General features: G+C 68.4%; 13 protein-coding genes. 4 read left to right on the top strand and 9 right to left on the bottom strand.

Annotated elements, in window-relative coordinates; genetic code table 11:
- Positions 1-18: 18 nt before the first annotated feature.
- Complete coding sequence (locus BN2660_RS03215; protein WP_091227220.1) at positions 19-1,263, bottom strand: DUF1254 domain-containing protein; 1,245 nt, start codon at positions 1,261-1,263, stop codon at positions 19-21.
- A gap of 215 nt (positions 1,264-1,478) precedes the next feature.
- Between BN2660_RS03215 and BN2660_RS03220 the strand changes: the two genes are divergently transcribed.
- The gene (locus BN2660_RS03220; RefSeq protein WP_176697067.1) at positions 1,479-4,814 is read left to right on the top strand and encodes a DUF5979 domain-containing protein; all 3,336 of its coding nucleotides are present in this window, start codon (positions 1,479-1,481) and stop codon (positions 4,812-4,814) included.
- 102 nt (positions 4,815-4,916) lie between these two features.
- Positions 4,917-5,255, top strand: a complete 339-nt coding sequence (locus BN2660_RS03225) for a hypothetical protein (RefSeq protein ID WP_176697068.1) — start codon at positions 4,917-4,919, stop codon at positions 5,253-5,255.
- Between the two features lie 16 nt (positions 5,256-5,271).
- On the opposite strand, the gene BN2660_RS03230 is transcribed toward BN2660_RS03225, so the two are convergent.
- A complete protein-coding gene (locus BN2660_RS03230; RefSeq protein ID WP_091227224.1) occupies positions 5,272-6,936 on the bottom strand; it encodes an alpha-amylase family protein in 1,665 nt (554 codons plus the stop codon).
- Positions 6,933-7,898: a TIGR03885 family FMN-dependent LLM class oxidoreductase gene (locus BN2660_RS03235; protein ID WP_091227228.1), complete on the bottom strand. Its 966-nt coding sequence runs from the start codon at positions 7,896-7,898 to the stop codon at positions 6,933-6,935. The genes BN2660_RS03230 and BN2660_RS03235 overlap by 4 nt, the downstream gene beginning before the upstream one ends.
- Positions 7,899-8,123: 225 nt before the next feature.
- Here BN2660_RS03235 and BN2660_RS03240 point away from each other — a divergent pair, with 225 nt between their 5' ends.
- Positions 8,124-9,491 carry a D-alanyl-D-alanine carboxypeptidase family protein gene (locus tag BN2660_RS03240; RefSeq protein WP_091227321.1) on the top strand — a complete coding sequence of 456 codons (1,368 nt, stop codon included), beginning with the start codon at positions 8,124-8,126 and terminating at the stop codon, positions 9,489-9,491.
- 26 nt (positions 9,492-9,517) lie between these two features.
- Here BN2660_RS03240 and BN2660_RS03245 read toward each other — a convergent pair whose 3' ends face one another.
- The 6 genes from BN2660_RS03245 to BN2660_RS03270 form a co-directional block, all read right to left on the bottom strand.
- A complete protein-coding gene (locus BN2660_RS03245; protein ID WP_091227322.1) occupies positions 9,518-10,612 on the bottom strand; it encodes a LacI family DNA-binding transcriptional regulator in 1,095 nt (364 codons plus the stop codon).
- 33 nt (positions 10,613-10,645) lie between these two features.
- Positions 10,646-12,151, bottom strand: coding sequence for an amidohydrolase family protein (locus tag BN2660_RS03250; protein ID WP_176697069.1), 1,506 nt, complete (start codon positions 12,149-12,151; stop codon positions 10,646-10,648).
- Positions 12,148-13,635, bottom strand: a complete 1,488-nt coding sequence (locus tag BN2660_RS03255; RefSeq protein ID WP_176697070.1) for a Na+/H+ antiporter NhaC family protein — start codon at positions 13,633-13,635, stop codon at positions 12,148-12,150. The genes BN2660_RS03250 and BN2660_RS03255 overlap by 4 nt, the downstream gene beginning before the upstream one ends.
- Positions 13,632-14,504, bottom strand: a complete 873-nt coding sequence (locus BN2660_RS03260) for a PfkB family carbohydrate kinase (RefSeq protein WP_091227235.1) — start codon at positions 14,502-14,504, stop codon at positions 13,632-13,634. The genes BN2660_RS03255 and BN2660_RS03260 overlap by 4 nt, the downstream gene beginning before the upstream one ends.
- Positions 14,504-15,514 (bottom strand): SIS domain-containing protein, encoded by a 1,011-nt coding sequence (locus BN2660_RS03265; RefSeq protein ID WP_091227237.1) that lies wholly within the window; start codon positions 15,512-15,514, stop codon positions 14,504-14,506. The genes BN2660_RS03260 and BN2660_RS03265 overlap by 1 nt, the downstream gene beginning before the upstream one ends.
- 181 nt (positions 15,515-15,695) lie before the next feature.
- The gene (locus BN2660_RS03270; protein WP_218054095.1) at positions 15,696-16,175 is read right to left on the bottom strand and encodes a TetR/AcrR family transcriptional regulator; all 480 of its coding nucleotides are present in this window, start codon (positions 16,173-16,175) and stop codon (positions 15,696-15,698) included.
- 142 nt (positions 16,176-16,317) lie between these two features.
- Here BN2660_RS03270 and BN2660_RS03275 point away from each other — a divergent pair, with 142 nt between their 5' ends.
- Complete coding sequence (locus BN2660_RS03275) at positions 16,318-17,235, top strand: SDR family NAD(P)-dependent oxidoreductase (protein WP_091227242.1); 918 nt, start codon at positions 16,318-16,320, stop codon at positions 17,233-17,235.
- Positions 17,236-17,259: the final 24 nt, after the last annotated feature.

Below are 17,259 nucleotides of genomic sequence, written 5' to 3' on the forward strand. Positions count from 1 at the left end.
TCGGCGGCGAGCCGCGGTTCACGTCTCCAGAAGCCTGAACTCCGGCGTGGTGTAGTCGCCGTTCTGGATGGCCTCGCTGGGGCCGTAGAGCCGCAGGATCAGGTAGCAGTCCTTCTCGGGGATGGGAAGGAAGTGCGGGTCTTCGGCGTGCGCCTCGACATCCGAGCTGAGCAGGACGGAGTAGGTGCCGTCGTCGTTCGGGGGCAGGGTGCGGTCGCCCCGACTGTGCCTGTTGATGCTGTTGTGCGCCATGAGTCGGTCGTCTTCGCCGTATACGGTGATCGACCAGAACTCGGACACATCGGGGGCCGGGAACGTGGCGTGATACTCGCGGCCATCCGAGCCGTTGATGTACGCGCCGCCGACGGACTCGATCTTCACGTACACGGACTCCACCGGAGGCAGACCCCACTGACCGACCAGGGTTCCCACATCGAACAGGTCACGGGGAGCGTGCTGCAGCTCCTCGCGGGTGCCGAGGACTCCTTTCGAGCTCGTCACAGTGGGCACGAGCTCTTTCAGGTGCTGCATCCCCAGCACTTCGCCGCGAGCGACCGCATCCCGCTGCTCGGCGGTGAACTCGGTGCGCCCCGGCTCGATGCCGACCTCGGCGACGGGCTCGATCCACTCGGAATCGGCCTGCGCCATCGATCCGTCGGCGAGAAGGACATTCACCCTCTCGAGCCATGTCGTCGTGGCGGGATCGGGGAGATCTCGCTGGGCCGGTTCCGGGGCGGGGGTGCCGAGGTACGCGGACAGGGGCTCGAGCAGCCACCGGTCCTGCAGTCGTCGAGCGACCGGCAGGTCGTCGCCGCCGGTCGTCATGATGCGGCCCATGACCTTGATGAGATTCGACTCCGATCGGACGACCTCGTCGATGCCGTCGGGTATGTCACCGTTCCAGGCGCGGGCCGCGAACAGGAAGCGACCGCCCTTCGATCCGCGTGTGCGGGAGCCGATCATCGCCGACGTGTAGTGGCCCATGTCCATGGTGTGCAGGATCCAGTAGCGGTCGCCGTCGACGTCGGGAACCGTCACCACGACAGGCTCCGCAGCGACGTCGAACCAGCCCTGCAGGTGCAGGGTGTCGTTGTTGATCGTCGGATGGGCCGTATAGGTGTCGTCGGCGAGATCGGTCAGGAGCTGGAACTCGTTCAGCGGTTCCCCGGTCGCGATCGTCGTCTCGTGCAGGAACTCGTACGCCTTGTCCATCGAGTACGCGTACAGGTACGCGTCCCGCGCGGTCTCATCCGAGATGGTCATGCACCACTCCTTCGGTCCGAGGTGCCCCGATCGAGCACCCCTGGGAGACCACAGGCTAGTCGGTCACCTCGACTCGACCGATGGACGGTCGCCCCGCCAGGATGAGCCGGTCGTCCGTCGCAGATCCCGCTCTATCGCCTATCCCGGGATTCTGGTGTACTGGTGCCCACTGACGCGTTGCGGAGGGCTTCGTGCCAGTCGAGGAGGATTCCGTGGTGCGCTCCACTCACGTCGCCCATCGCCGTCTGACCGCGTTCGTCGCCGCACTGGCCCTCGCAGCGACCGGAGGGGTCGTCGTGAGCACGTCCGTGCCTGCGCCGGCCGCGGCCGACTACCCCGAGACGGTCAATCCGTTCGCGATCGGAGGCGGCTTCACGGTCTACGCGCGCGAGAACGCACTGATCCAGAACCAGGAGACCGAGGGCAGCATCGCCGTCGGAAGCACGGCGACGTTCGCTCCGGCGAGTGCCAGCCAGTACACGATCATCCACGTCTCTGCGGGCACCGGCGACTACGACCTCCCGGTCGTCGACGGAGACCCGACCCGCTTGCTCGTCGGCAGTTACAGCCCCGACAGCACCGGCATCCTGGCGATCACCAGCGCAGGAACGACCGAGCCGAACCGCTTGGGCGCTCTGAAGATGGTCGAACGGGACGGCCCCTGGCAGGCCTTCAGCCGGGCCGACTGGCTGCGTCTCAACGAGAATCCGTCGAACCCCGATCAGACGCCGCTCATCGACGCGACGCATCAGCAGTACCCGGCCGATGCCGCACCTCCGACCGGTGCGGCAGGCGGCGGGAGCATCTACACGGTCGACACCTCGGCCACCGCGGTCGCCGACTACGTCGAAGCCAACCGCGACGCGTCGTGGGCCGAAGCCCAGAGCTGCCTCGCGGAGATCGCCGATCCGCTGGGAGATCTCGGCTTCCCGGTGGGCGTCGCGGAACGGGCCGACACCCGGATCGTCCTCGAGCGGCTGAGCCCCGACCAGCCGAACGTCGTCGACTACGCCGACATCGCGGGCGCCGCGCTTCTGCAGTTCTCCCCCGGCCCCACCCCGGGCGTCTCCAACCCGCTCGTCATTCGGGTACCGGCCGGAACGACAGAGGTCATCGGCGCGCGGACCGACCCGCAGGGCGCCTACTCGCCGTACATCATGTGGGATCTGTCCGCGGTCACCGGAGACATCACCGTCCGGGCCGCGGAAGGTCGGATCGATGGTTCGGTCTACGCGCCGGAGGCGTCCGTCACGGTCGACGCCGCACCACTGGACGGCCAGGTCGTCGGCCGAGACGTCACCCTTCAGGGCGGCGAGACGCACTCGTTCCTGTTCGCCGGCGAGATCGCCTGCACGGCGGACAGCGGCACCTTCGCCGTGCGCAAGGAGCTCTCGGGGATCGCGGCCACAGATCTCCCGGAGGGGTCGACGTTCACCGTCAACTACGTCGCGACGGAGCCGGACGGAGCCTCGTCGACGGGCTCGCTCGAACTCCCCGCCGACGGCTCTCCTGTGCTCGCGGGCGTTGAGTTCCCCCTGGGGACGGTCGTGGAGTTCGAGGAGGTCGAGCCCGAGACCATGCCCGGATGGCTGTGGGGCGAGCCGGTGATCGATCCGAACCCCCTGACCATCGGCGCGGGGACCGCGCAGGTCGTGGTCACCAACACGGCGACCGCCCAGACGGGCACCTTCAGCGTGGCGAAGACGATCGAGGACGTCTCGGGCGGAGACCCCGGTGCACCCGTGCAGCCGACGGTGCCGGTCACCTGGACGGCGAGGTTCGGCGGCGAGCAGATCGGGGCGGGGACCCTCGAGGTGCCGTTCGACGGCACAGTCGTCGAGGTCGGGGAGAGCTTCCCCGTCGGCACCGTCATCGTGCTCACCGAGGACCTCGCGGGCATCGCCCCGCCCGCAGGGTACGAATGGGCGGGAGCGCACTGGACGCCCGGACGCGTCTTCGTGATCGGCGACACGGGGGTCGTCGCCGTCGAGCTCGCGAACGCCGTCACGCCCGCCGAAGCGGAACGGTCGATCACCATCGTGAAGTCCGCAGTCGGCGACGCGGCCGACCCCGGCTACGAGTACCCCGTGTCGTACAACACCGACCCGCCGGGAACGCGCACCCAGCGGGTGCTGGCGGTGGGAGACCCGGAGTCCCTGGATGACGTCGAGTCCGGCGCCGACACCCTCGAGCTCGCCGAGATGGTCCCGACGTTCGAAGGGGAGCCGGTCGACCCCGAAGGATGGCTCACCCCTCTCATCACCGTCACCGTCGACGGGGTCGCGACGGAGTACCGACCGGCGAACTTCGAAGGCGCCGGACCTCTGGAGGGAGCGATCGTCTCGATCCCCCTTCCCGCCAGCGGCGACATCGTCATCCAGGTCGTCAACCAGCTCCGCGAGGGGACCTTCGATGTCGCGAAGGCCTTCTCCGGCGTGCCGCCGGCGAGCGTTCCCGAAGGACTGGAGTTCACCGTCCGATGGATCGCGACGCTCCCCACCGGGGAGGTCGAGACCGGCACCATGCGGGTTCCCGGCGACGGCACACCCACCGTCCCGCTCGACGATGCCGGTGAGCCGATCCTGTTCCCGTTCGGGACGATCGTCGATTTCGAGGAGCTCCCCCCACCGGCGGTGCCCCGCGTCAGCTGGGGAGCGACGACGTTCGGCCCGGATGAGATCGTCATCGGCGACGACGGCGACCCTGTCGTGTCGACCACGGTGACGAACGATGCGACTCTCATCGAGGGCACCTTCGCGGTGGTCAAGGATCTGTCCGGCATCGACACCGAGGATCTCCTCGTCGACTCGTTCACGGTGCAGTACGTCGCCCACATCCCCGGCCAGCAGCAACCGGTCGTCGGCACCTTCAGCCTGCCGGCTGACGGGACGCCGGCCGGGCCCGTCGACGACGAGGGCGCACCGCTCGAGTTCCCCTTCGGGACGACGGTGAATCTCGCCGAGACGAATCTCGACTCCGCCGTCTCGTCGACGGAGTACACGTGGGCCGAGACGGTGTGGGCGCCGTCGAGCACGGTGACGATCGGGGCGGGCGAGACGCCCGTGCTCGAAGTGACCAACACGGCTGTCGAACTGACCCGGTGGGCACTCACGAAGGGGGTGGAGGGCGACGGTGCAGCATCCGTACCGTCCTCGACCGAGTACGCCTTCGACTGGTGGGCGGATGACGTCCCCCAGCCCCGCACGTCGCTACAGGAAGGCGTCACGATCTACTCGCCGTACTTCCCGGTGGGCACCATCCTCGAGGTCCAGGAGGTGCCTCCGCCCGCGATCCCCAGCATCGTCTGGTCGGAACCCGTGTGGAGTGTCGACGGTGAGGTGCTGCCGCCTGAGGAGAACGGGCGAGTCGCACTCCCCACGACCGTGTCGCGCGACCTGGGCGTCGCGCAGCTCACGCTGACGAACTCGGCCGACGGCACACCCCTGCCGTCGACCGGCGGCGAGCCGATCTCGGTCTTCGTCCCGCTCGGAGCGCTCGCGGCGCTGCTTCTGGGATCCTTCCTCGTCGCACGTCGCCCGAGTCGGACCTGAGGCGCGAAGTCGTCAGCCCGACACCCTCCTGTCGTCACCCGGACCCAGCTCGCTTTGTCAATGCCCGGGCATCCTTCGCCACCCGCGATCTAGGGTTCCCGCATGAAACACGTGACCTATGGCGAGAAGTCCGTCCTGATGGGTGATGATGCTGCTGACGTGCTCCTGGAGTACGCACGCGTGGTGGCCGACAACGACAGGGCCGATACGGTGACGCTGCAGTCGATCAGCCCCGACGGCAACACCGTCGACTCCGCTTTCCTGTTGAACGCCAGCACGATCCTCATGATCGAGTCCACGAACTCGGAGCTGAATCCTCCCGACAACACCGAGACCGTCACGGAGCTTCAGGACCGGATCGACGCCATGACGCGTCCCACGGCACCGATGTCGGAAGACCGGTGGCAGCCCGACGATCAGGACATCCCCGGGCTCCGATAGCGGTCCCGCCGACCGTTCAGGTGATGCGACCGTCACCCGGTCGCGAGACCCGCAGCCAGCGATAGCCGTACGCGGGAACCTCCACCTCGACCTGCCCGTCGTCCCCGAGTGCCACGTGCGACGACTCGAGCAGGTCGAGCAGACCGGTGCCCTCCGGCTCCCCCTCCACCCGGAACGCGGTCGTCACCGGCACCTCGGCGAAGTTGTGCAGCGCGATGATCGTGCCGACGTCCGCCGAGAGCGAGTGCACCAGGAGCGATGGGGCGGGCTGGTCGATCACCTGCAGAGTGCCCCACCCCAGTTCCGGAGAGATCCGGTAGGACGACGTGAGAGAGCGGACGAAGTGCAGCAACGACCCGCGGTCGTCCAACTGGGCGGCGACGTTGACGTGCTCCGGTGCGTACCCGTCAGCCGGCGGGCGGGCCACGAGCTTGCGAGGCGCGGCATCCGAGAATCCGCCGTTGCGGTCCGCCGACCACTGCATCGGGGTGCGCACCGCTTCACGCCCGGGGATGTCGATGTTCTCCCCCATGCCGATCTCCTCGCCGTAGAACAGCACGGGCGTCCCGGGCAGGGTGAAGAGCAGGCTGTACGCCATGCGGATGCGGCGGGGATCGCCGTCGAGCATCGGCGGGAGGCGCCGGGTGATGCCGCGCCCGAACACGCGCTGCCGCTCGTCCGGCGCGAAGGCGTCGAAGACCTCCTGGCGCTCGCTGTCGCTGAGCTTGTCGAGCGTGAGCTCGTCGTGGTTGCGCAGGAAATTCGCCCACTGCACCTCTGCGCCGAGCACGGGTCGCGCCTGCAGCGCGTCGATCAGGGGTGCAGGATCTTTGCGGGCGAACGACAGGTACAGCGCCTGCATCCCGACGAAGTCGAACTGCATGGTGAGCTCGTCGCCGTTCTCGCCGCCGAAGTACTGCTGCTGGGTGTCGTACGGCAGATTCACCTCGCCGAGCAGGATCGCCTCGCTGGAGCGACGCTGCAGGAATCGCCGGATGTCGCGCAGCAGGTCGTGCGGCTCGGGGATGTCCGCCCCCTCGGGGATCTCGAGCAGGAACGGCACCGCATCGACGCGGAATCCCGAGATGCCCAGCTGGAGCCAGAACCCGATGACCTTCGCGATCTCGTCGCGCACCTTCGGGTTGGCGATGTTCAGGTCGGGCTGATGCTCGTAGAAGCTGTGCTGATACCACTCGCCGGACTTCTCGTCCTTGCCCCAGATGCCGTTCGCCTGACCGGGGAAGACCGCGTTCTTCTGGCCCTTCGGCGGAGCATCCGTGCGCCACACGTAGTAGTCGCGGTAGGGAGAGTCGACGCTGCGCGTCGCGGAGAGGAACCACGGATGCCGGTCGGAGGTGTGGTTGATCACCAGGTCGACGATGACCCGCATCCCGCGATCGCGTGCCGTGCGGATCACCTCGACGAGGTCGCCGTGGGTGCCGAGACGCGAGTCGACGCCGTAGAAGTCGCTGACGTCGTAGCCGTCGTCCCGATCAGGGGTCGGGTAGAAGGGCATCAGCCACAGGCACGTCACGCCCAGCTGTGAGAGATAGTCGATCCGCTGCGCCAGCCCCTGCAGGTCGCCGATGCCGTCGCCGTTCGAATCGAGGAAGGTCTCGACATCGAGGCAGTAGATCACCGCGGTCTTCCACCAGAGGTCGCTCGTATCGGTGATCTTCACAGTCGCTCCTTCAGTGCGGGGATGAGATCGGATGCTGCGGTGTCGAGGAATCGCGACTGCTCGGCGCCGACGTGGTGCAGGTACACGCGGTCGAACCCGATCTCCACGAGCTCCGCGATGCGCTCGGCGAGCGACGCGGGGTCGTGATCGATCAGCACGGCCTTGCGCAGTCGCTGCGGGTCGAGACCGGCCACCGCAGCCTCGAAGTCCTCGGGCTGCTCGAGATCCCAGGTCACCGGGGGCGCCAGCAGACCGTTCATCCACTGGTCGCGAGCGATGGCGAACGCCGCCTCGTCGCTCTCGGCCACGCTGAGATGCACTTGCAGGATGCAGGGGCCGGTGCCACCCGCATCCCGGTAGGCGCCGACCACCCGGCGCAGCGCGGCCGGTTCCTGCGCGACCGTCGCGAGTCCCTCCGCCCACGACGCCGCCCACGCAGCCGTCTCGGCGCTCACCGCCGTGGCGAACAGGGGCGGCGGCTCGGCGGGTCTGCTCCAGACGCGGGCGCGGTGCACGCGCACGAGCCCGTCATGGTCGACCTCTTCGCCCGCGATCAGCCGGCGGATCACGTCGACGCTCTCGCGGAGACGCTCGTTGCGCACGCCCTTGTCGGGCCAGCCGTCTCCCGTGACGTGCTCGTTGAGCGCCTCTCCGCTACCCAGCGCCGCCCAGAAACGTCCGGGGAACATCTCCTCGAGGGTCGCGAACGCCTGCGCCACCATCGCCGGATGAAGACGCTGCCCCGGCGCGTTGACCATCCCGATCGAGAAGCGGGTGCGGGCGAGCGCGGCGGCGATCCAGCTCAGCGCGAAACCCGACTCCCCCTGCGCCGTGGTCCACGGGGCGAGGTGATCGGAGCACATCGCTCCGTCGAACCCCGCGCGCTCAGCCCCGACGACGGCGTCCAGCAGGGCGCTCGGTGGGATCTGCTCGTGCGATGCATGAAAGCCGATGAACACCATGCGCCGAGTCTTGCAAGGATTCTCCTCGTGCGGGAGAGGTGGACACCCGCATCCGGGCCTGCGAGGATGGGCGGCCTTCCACCGTCACGAGGAGGTCGGGGATGATCGACACTTGCCCTGAGAGAGGGTGTTGTCCCCCGAACGGCCGATACCGGCGGCTGCGGACATACGCGAGGATGGCCTGAGGATCACGAGCGACAGGTGGGGCGCGATGGGGAGCTCTCGATGACGGCACCCGATCAGCCGGTGGATGCGCTGACCGATTTCGCGGAGCTCCTGGCGCACGAGCAGGAGTTCAGCGGTGATCGGATCGATCCCGCGGTGCGCAGAAGACGCCGCCGTCGAGGTCTCATCATCACCGCCGTCTGCATCGTCCTGCTGCTGGCCGTCACCGGAGGCTACATCGGGTGGGCTCTCACGGCGCCGCTGACTCCACCGGCGGTGACCACCCGCACACCAGAGGTTCCGGTCGGCGCCGCTGCCGCCGTCACCACGCCCACGGCCACCGCGTCGGCGATCAGCGTCGCCGGCGCCGACCCCTATCTGGGCGAGGCGGCGAGCGCGACCTGGTCGGCGACGGGCACGGGCGAACCGCTCCCGATCGCGAGCATCACCAAGCTCATCACCGCCCTCGTCATCCTCGACGCAGTGCCGCTCGCCTCCGCGGACGCCCCTGGGCCGACCATCACGTTCAGCAAGTCCGACCATGACCTCTACGACGAGTACTACGTGCAGGGTGCGACCATCGCTCCCATGCCCACCGGCACGTCGATGTCGCTGCATGACGCCCTCGCCGTCATGCTCATCCCTTCCGCGAGCAACTACGCCGATGCGCTGTCATCGCGGATCTTCGGATCGCAGAGCGCGTTCCTCGGCGCGACGCGCGACTGGCTCGCATCCCACGGGCTCACCGGAACGACGGTCACGGAGCCCACGGGCATCAGTCCGCGCAACACGAGCACGCCGGCCGACCTGTTGGCCATCGCGAAGCTCGCCGCCGCGCATCCGGCGATCGCCCGGATCGTCGCGACCCCGTCGGTCGTGATCCCGGGAGCCGGCCCCTTGCACAACACCAACGGGCTCCTCGGCATCGCCGGGATCACGGGCCTGAAGACCGGGAACCTCGGCGAAGGCATGCACAACCTGCTGTACACCTCGACACTCGACGTCGGCGCGGCCCAACCGCTGGCGGTCACCGGCGTCGTCCTCGGCGGAGCGTCGCGCGAGTCGGTGAACGCCACTGTGGTCGCCGCCCTCGAGAGCATCCGCTCCGGTTTCCACGAGGTGCCCGTCGCGACCGAGGGTCAGGAGGTCGGGTCGATCTCGACGCCCTGGGGATCCACCGCCACGCTGGTCATCGGCGAGAGCGCGTCGATCTTCACCTGGTCCGACACCCCGATCGAGCTGACGATGGACATCGACACCCCGCTCACGTACCGCGACGGCACGGTCGTGGGGAGTGTCACCTGGACAGCCGGCCCGAACACCGTGACCGCTCCGGTGACGATCACGGGGAGCATCGACCCGCCCACCGAGTGGTGGCGACTCACCCATCCGTCCGAGCTCGGCTCCCTGACGGATGCCGGGGGCTGAGGCTGCTCCTCAGGATCACGGACGCGTCAGCGACCGCCACGCTTCACCCGGCGCACGGACGCCCGGTCGACGAACTCCGAAGACAGGTGTGTGACCGTCGGGCCGGGGGCCTCACCCGCGATGCGCGCCAGAAGCAGGTTCGCGGCGTTCTCGCCGAGCGCTCGCAGCGGCTGACGGACGGTGGTGATCGCCGGCTCGTGAACCTCCGCCCACGGCGAGTCGTCGAACGAGACGATCGACAGGTCCTGCGGGATGCGCAGCCCTCTCGCCCGAGCCTCGCCGAGTGAGGCGATGACAGCATCCTGCTCGGTGGCGATGACGGCCGTGGCGCCATCCGTCCCCAGCACACCGGCGAGGAAGTCGCGCACCCCCTCGGCCGTCTGCTCGCCGGTCATGACGAGAAGCGGGTCGACTGCCACACCGGCATCCGCGAAGGCGTCCGCGTAGCCCAGGTATCGCTCGCCGACACTGGTGATCTCCGTCGTCCGCGCGGCGAGCGCGAGGTCGGCCACCGACGCCTGCTCCGTGGGGACGGCAGGGCCCCATGCGAGCGCGATGCGCCGATGGCCGGCGGCGAGCAGGTAGTCGGTCGCCTCCCGCGCCGCATCCCGGTTGTCGAGCACCACGGCATCCGCGTCGAGTCCGTCGACGGTCCGGTCGATCTGCACGAGGGGGGTTCCGCGCTCGATCGCGCTTCGCAACGCGGAGGCGTCGGCCTGGCGCCCTCCGGCGGGCGCGACGATGATGCCGTCGACGCGCTTGGCGGTGAGCAGCCGCACCGCCTCGTCCTCGCGCTTCTGGTCCTCGTCGGTGCTGATCACGATCGTGCCGTAGCCGGCGGCGCGCGTCGTGTCAGAGACACCTCGGAGGACGCCGGCGAAATACGGATTCGCGAGGTCGGCGACGATCACCCCGATCGTCTTGGTGACGCCGGTCGACATGCTCCGCGCGAGCTCGTTCGTCTCGTATCCGAGCTCGGCCGCCGCCGCGAGGACCCGGTCGCGGGTATACGCGCTCACCGAGCCGTAGCCGCCCAGGACGCGAGCTGCCGATGATCTGCCGACGCCGGCCCGCTCCGAGACCTCTGACAGGGTCGGCTTGCTGGGTTCTTGCGACGGCACGGTCTTCACTCTACGGCTCACGCCGCGCGAGGATCATCGGGCATGCACGACCTCGCCTGCCGCGAGGACGAGGCTCGGGGTCGCTCCGACGAGCTCCTCGGTCGCCACCGCGAGGAGGTCCCGATCGAAGATCACGACATCGGCCGCGTACCCCCGCTCGAGGGCGCCACGGTTCCGGTCGCCGGTGAAGCCGCCGCGCTCATCGGTCCAGATCGAGACGACCCGGTCCCGCGCCACGCCCTCTCCGCTCGGCCGTCTCTCTTCTGCGGGACCGTCACCGAGAATGCGCTCCGCCGACGACAGGAGCGCCTCGGGGAGGCTGGGCTCGAACAACGGGAAGTCCGAGCCGGAGGCCACGTCGACTCCCTCTCTGACGAGGACCGAGAGGTTCGCGAGGCGAGCACGCTGCGAGCCGTGGAGCCAGGCTCCGAGCGTCGAGGCATCGTATCCGGGGTAGCGGAGGATCTGCGTGTAGTACTCCACACCCAGACCGAGCGCGGCGATCGTCGTCGCATCCTCCGGGTCGACGAGCGAGGCGTCGGAGATGCTGCATCCCTGCGGGAGCGGATCGCGCCGCCCCGCGAAGATCTGCAGGCACGCGCGTACGGCCGCGTCGCCGTCGGCATTCAGGGCGAGCCGGAAGCCCGCGTCGAGGATTCGCGTCGCTTCGGCCGCGACGGCATCGGCGTCGAAGGTGAGCGTGTCGGGCAGGTCGCCGGCGGGCGACCGCAGGTCCGCCGTCCCCTCGTCGAAGGAGCCGTCCGTCATCAGCTTGAAGCCGTGGAAGCGCGCTCCCCCATGCCCCGCTGCCGCCTGGCCCTCCACCCACCCGCGAGCGGCCTCCAGGTCTGCGCGAGCGGAGACCGGCTGGGACGCGAACGCGTACCGGAGTCCGAGAGCCTTCTCCCGGAGCATCTCGTCGATCTGCGGCAGCATTCCCAGGTGGGTGTCGAAGGCGATGTCCTTGACCGAGGTCACTCCCCCTCGGTGCATACGCTGAGCCGCCGATGCGAATGCCGACCGCACGGCATCCGGCTCTCGTGCGAGTTGGGCGTACAGACCTGCGAGGTCCTCGTTCGAGGAGGGATCCGGGTTCCCCAGCCTTGCGGATGCGACCGAGGAGAGGAGCAGCCCCTGGGGATCGATGCCCCGTACCACCACGTCTCCGCGCGCCTCGCCGGACCCGAATGCGCGCGCCAGGCGCCGCATCCGTTCGTCGTCCGCACCCCGGATGAACACCGGCTCGCCAGGCTGGGCCAGCAGAGCACGGACATCGTCGTCGCTCAGCGCGGCAGCATCGAGACCGGCGTTCTCCAGCAGCTGGGACGTGAAGAACGTGTGATGATCGTGAAAGCCCGCGATGACCGAACCTCCGCCCGCATCATGCACCTCGGTGCGCGGCCCCACGTACTCCCTCGGGGCGCGGCGATCGCGTCCTGTCGCGACGATCCGGCCGTCGGCGATGATCACATGCCCCGGACCGACGTCGCCTTCGCGCGTTCTGATCCGCGAGCCGACGACGATCCGGTCGGCGATCACGCGGCGACGCCGAGGAGCCCGATGACGGCGAAGCCGATCGCGGCGATCACCGCGGCGACGAGCTGGTACGGCAGATTCGTGATCCAGTGTCGATAGAGCGGCACGCGCGTGGCGCTCGCCGTGAGCAGGCCGACATCCGACGAGATCGCCGCAGCGACGCCGAAGGTTCCGGCGGAGAGCAGCGCTGCGACCGTGGCCGGAACGCTCGCGCCCGTCTGTCCGGCCAGCTGCACGAGCACCGGCACCAGCAGGATGTACAGCGACCAGTTGAGGGTCACCAGCATCTCGGTGAGCCCGAAGACGACGAAGATGATGAGCGGGAGCCACTGCGGCGCGAGGACGCCCGACACGTTGTCGATGACGAAGTCGGTGAACCCCAGCGTCGAGATGCCGTGCACGAGGACGAACGCCAGCGCCATGAGGATGACGAGCGAGAAGATGTCCTTCATCCCGTCGATCGCGGCGTCCACGTATCTCGCGAACGTCGTGACCCGCTGGATCACCAGCAGCACTCCGGTGATCACGATGGCGAGGATGAACCCCAACTGGATCTGGCCGAAGATCAGGGTGGACACGATCACCACAGCGATCGGGACGAGGAAGTTGAGGAAGTTCGGGAGCCTACGAGCGTCCTCGGCTGCCGTCTCCTCGTCGGCGTCCTCGGCGACGAGGGCGAACTCGCGGCGCATCGGGCCGATGATCGGCAGGACCCGGACCGAGAGCAGCACGCCGATGAGCACCGCAGCCATCGAGTAGAAGAGGAACGGCAGGACGTCGAGGTACGCGCTGAGCTGGTCGGCACCGTAGCCCGCCGCGACGAGGAGACCCGCGATGAGCGCGGACGTCGAGCCGATGGGATTGAGAGTCGTGCCCGGCTCGCCTGTCGATCGGACGATCGCCGCACTGAACGTGCGGGGAAGCCCGTACCGGCGGTTCAGCGGAGTGAGGCTCACGCCCACCCCGGATGCCGACAGGTAGCTGTCGTTCGACAGGAGGAGGCTCGACACCGAGGTGACGAGTCCCGCCGCGCGTGGCCCGCGGGCGAGCCTCGAGGCGGCGCGCGCGAAAGAGGACGCCAGCCCCATCTGCTCGAAGACCCCGAGCAGGCCGCCGATCGCGACGAGCAGCACCAGCAGCGCAGCGTTGTCCGGATTCGTGATCTGGCCGTAGAGCGCGTCCATCCAGGCGATCGGGGTGTCCAGTCGATGGATCATCATCACCGCGAGGAGTCCGCTCCAGAAGAATCCCTCGACCACACGGTGCGTAATCAGGATGAAGCCGAACAGGGTGACCGCGGGCAGCAGGCTCCACCATCCGTAGAACGCCTCCTCGCCGGACGGAGCGAGGAGCGAGAGAAGCGCCACCGCGGCGAGCACGCCGTATCCGGTGATACTCCTCGCCCGAGGACTGAAACGCCCCGTGGGCTGCGCGACGTCGGCCGGGTCGATCGCCCGGTCTGCGTGTGTGTCTATCGTCTGCGTCATTGCACGAACTCCTTCGAATACCCGAATGCTCCCTCGATGGAGCACTGATCTGCGGCGAAACGCGCCGCACGCGTGAGTGCGGTTCCGGTGGCGACCCCGTCTGGTCGCCCGTCCCTGGTCCATCCGGCCTCGAGGAGCGAGACCGTGAATGCGGTGATGAACGCGTCACCGGCACCCATCGTGTCCACCGGATCGACTCGCACCGAGGCGACGCGATGGAAGGCGGACCCGTCGAAGAGCGCCGACCCCTCTTCGCCCCGGGTGACGAGGCAGAGATCGGCGCCGCGATCGTGGACCGCCCGTGCGAACTCTTCGGCCTCCGTCCAGTCGAGGTCGGCGACGGAGAAGATGGCGAGGTCGATCCAGGGCACCACGGCATCGAGATAGGCGGGGTCGCGCTGCTCCGCCTCATCCGAGAAGTCGAAAGAGATCAGGGGCGTGCGCGCCCGAAGAGCCGGCAGATGGGGCTCGAGACCCGCATAGGCGCTCACATGAACGAGGTCGAAGCCGGCCAGATACGCGAAGTCGGATTCGGTCGGCTGGAACGGGGCTTCGAGCACGACACCCCCGGCCCAGTCGCCGAAGACCCGGTCCCCGTCGACGACGCGGACGTCGCACCATCCTGTCGCGCCGGGCGAGACCACGCAGTGCGAGGTGTCCACGCCGAGGAGATGGAGCGTCGAGCGGATGTGCCGCGCTTCGTCGTCGGTGCCGAGCACGCCGACGTACGCCGAGTCGACGCCGAGCTGCGCCGCATACACCGCGAAGTTCACGCAGTTGCCGCCAGGATAGAGCACGCCACGGTCGACGAAGCGGTCGACGACGTTGTCTCCGAAGCCCGCCACCCGCGGCGTGCTCCGTGCACGCATCAGTACTCGACCGTCCGGTAGTAGCGACGAGTCGTGAGCAGGTGCCCCCGAGCCGCCTCGAGGTGCTTGCTGAAGCGGATGGTTATGGCGTCGACCACGATCGGCCCCACGAGGCCGCGGAACTCTGGGCTGATGCCGTCGAGAGGGTAGTCGGCGGTGTCGATGACCGTGGTGTCGTCGTTGTACGACTCGGTGAACCGCAGGACGCGCTCCATGAGCGGCCGCGAGTCGTCTTCGCCGACGAAGGCGAGGATGCTGGTGTCGCGTTCGATCAGCTCGAGCGATCCGTGGAAGAACTCCGCCCCGTGCACACGGGTGGTGCGCAGCCACTGCATCTCCTCGAGGATGCACATCGAGTAGTTGTAGGTGAAGCCCCACAGGTTCCCCGCGCCGACCAGGAAGTGGTAGTCGGTGTCGACATGGCGCTCAGCGAACCGCGCGGCCAGCGGGTCAGCCTGCTCCTGCACCGCCACCAGGATGTCTGTGAGGTCGGCCAGTTCTGCAGCCAGTCGGGGGTACGCGTCGAACTCCCCCCGGCGGTGCAGCAGGGCCGTGGTGAGGAGCAGGAGCTGGATGTCGATCGACTCGCCCGCCGTCTCGTCGTCCGCCCAGTTGACGAGCACGTGGTCCGCGGCCGCGATCGGGCTGTCGGCGTCGCCGGTGAGCGCGATCGTGGTCACGCCCTTCGCGCGGCAGTACTCCAGCGCAGCGACGCTCTCCTTCGTCGTGCCCGACAGGGACGAGAAGACGGCGAGCGAGCGTTCGGTCAGGCGGGGGTCACCGGCGGTGGTCAGCTCAGCCGCGATGGCGGACCGAACCGGGAGTGTCGACGACTTCGTGATGAGGTGCTCGTACGGCCACATCGCCGCGTACGAGCCACCGGACCCGATGAGGAACAGGTTGTCGTATCCGCTCTCCGTCACGGCATCCGCGATGCTCTCGATCTGCGTGCGCAGAGCTCCCGCTCCACCGACGACCTTCAGATACGTGTCCCGATCGAAACCCAGCATGACTCTCCCAAATTGGTACCGGTACCATTTTGGCACCGGTACCAAAATGGCACGTCGTCGTAGATTGCGCAAGCCGGAGGAGGTGCGCTCGGCGAGGAGAGGCGCTACCGGCGTCGGGTCCCGAACATGAGGAAGGCCCCGGCTCCCGGAGTCTCACGGGAGGAGGGGCGTTTGCGGGGGCTCAGCGACGGGCACCCTCGAGGCCGGCGATCATGACATCCAGCAACAGGGGGCGGTCCAGCCCATCACCCAACCGGACGGCATACTCGACCCCGCACACCAGCCTCTGAATCTGCTCGAGTGTGATGTCCGATCGCACCCGCCCTTCAGCGACAGCGGCGGCGAGCCCGATCGTCGCCGATCGGCGGAACGAATCGCGGAGGTCACGCACTTCCGCCGACACGTCGTCGGAGATGAGCACCTCCTTCAGGCCATCGCGGGCGATCTGCAGTTCCGCGCCCCTCTTGACGAGTTCCACGAATGCCGCGCCCGGCGATTCGGACGCCGCCACCTCATGGGCGCGGTCCGCCAGCTCCGCCAGGGCGTCGAGATTGAGTGCTTCGAGGAGCGCGATCACCGTCGGAAAGTGCCGGTAGACCGTACCCACTCCCAGCCCGGTCTCCCGGGCGATGTCGTTGAGACGAATGGAGTCAGCCGGCATGCCTCGAGCGGATTCGAGGATTCGCTCTCGCGAACGCACGGCATCGGATCGCAGAGGGCTCACCTCTCCAGGATACCCCAAGCGGATACTCCATCCACTTCTGTTAGGTTAAGCGGATTACCTATCCACTTTGGAGGAGTGCATGAACTGGAATCCCCATCGACTGCCGGACTTGACCGGGCACGTCTATGCCATCACGGGTGCGTCCGGCGGTATCGGATACTTCGCCGCCGAGCAGCTTGCCGCCGCCGGTGCGGAGGTCGTTCTGGCATCGCGATCGGCAGAGAAGCTCGCGCAGGCGAGTGCCGTGATTCGCGAACTCGCACCTGACGCCATCACCCACCACGTTCGGGTCGACCTCACGTCCCTGTCCTCGATCACCGACGCCGCTGCGCAGATCGCCGCTCGCCCTCGCCTGGACGGGATCTTCCTCAACGGAGGCCCGATGCAGTTCTCGCGCAAGGCCCGCACGGAGGACGGCTTGCCCCTCATCGTCGGCGCCCACGCCGTCGCGAACGTCGCGCTCGTGGCGGGCGTGCTCCCCTCCGTCATCGCCACAGGCCAGTCGACGCGCATCGTCCACGCGTCGACCGGATTCGTGCACCAGTTCCCTACGAGCGTGGCCGACCTCGACGCGACCCCCCGAACAGGTCTGGGCGCATACATCACAGCGAAGACGATCACCGAGGTCTTCGCATTCGAGCTCGACCGCCGCATCCGCCGGGCTGGACTCCCTCTCGCGTCGATCGTGACGCGCCCAGGGGTGGGCGTCGATGCGAAGACACCGCATCGAACGGGCATCCGCGACAAGACCGTCCCCTACCGACGCAACCCCTTCACACCCTGGGCGCAAGGCAAGGATGCTGCCGCGTGGTCGGGCGTACGTGCGCTCGCTGACCCGCACGCGCAGAGCGGCGAATACTACGCACCGGTCGGCGGGGTGCGTGGAGCGCCGGTTCGCATCGAGCCAGACCCGAGGACAGCTGCTCCGCCTCAGGATTCGGCAGCCGAGCTGTGGCGACGCGTGACCGAGATGGCGGGCGCAGAGCTACCGCTCTGAATGCGGGCCCGCCTCCGTGCGGCA

This window comes from Microbacterium sp. 3J1, assembly GCF_001049495.1.
GTDB lineage: Bacteria > Actinomycetota > Actinomycetes > Actinomycetales > Microbacteriaceae > Microbacterium.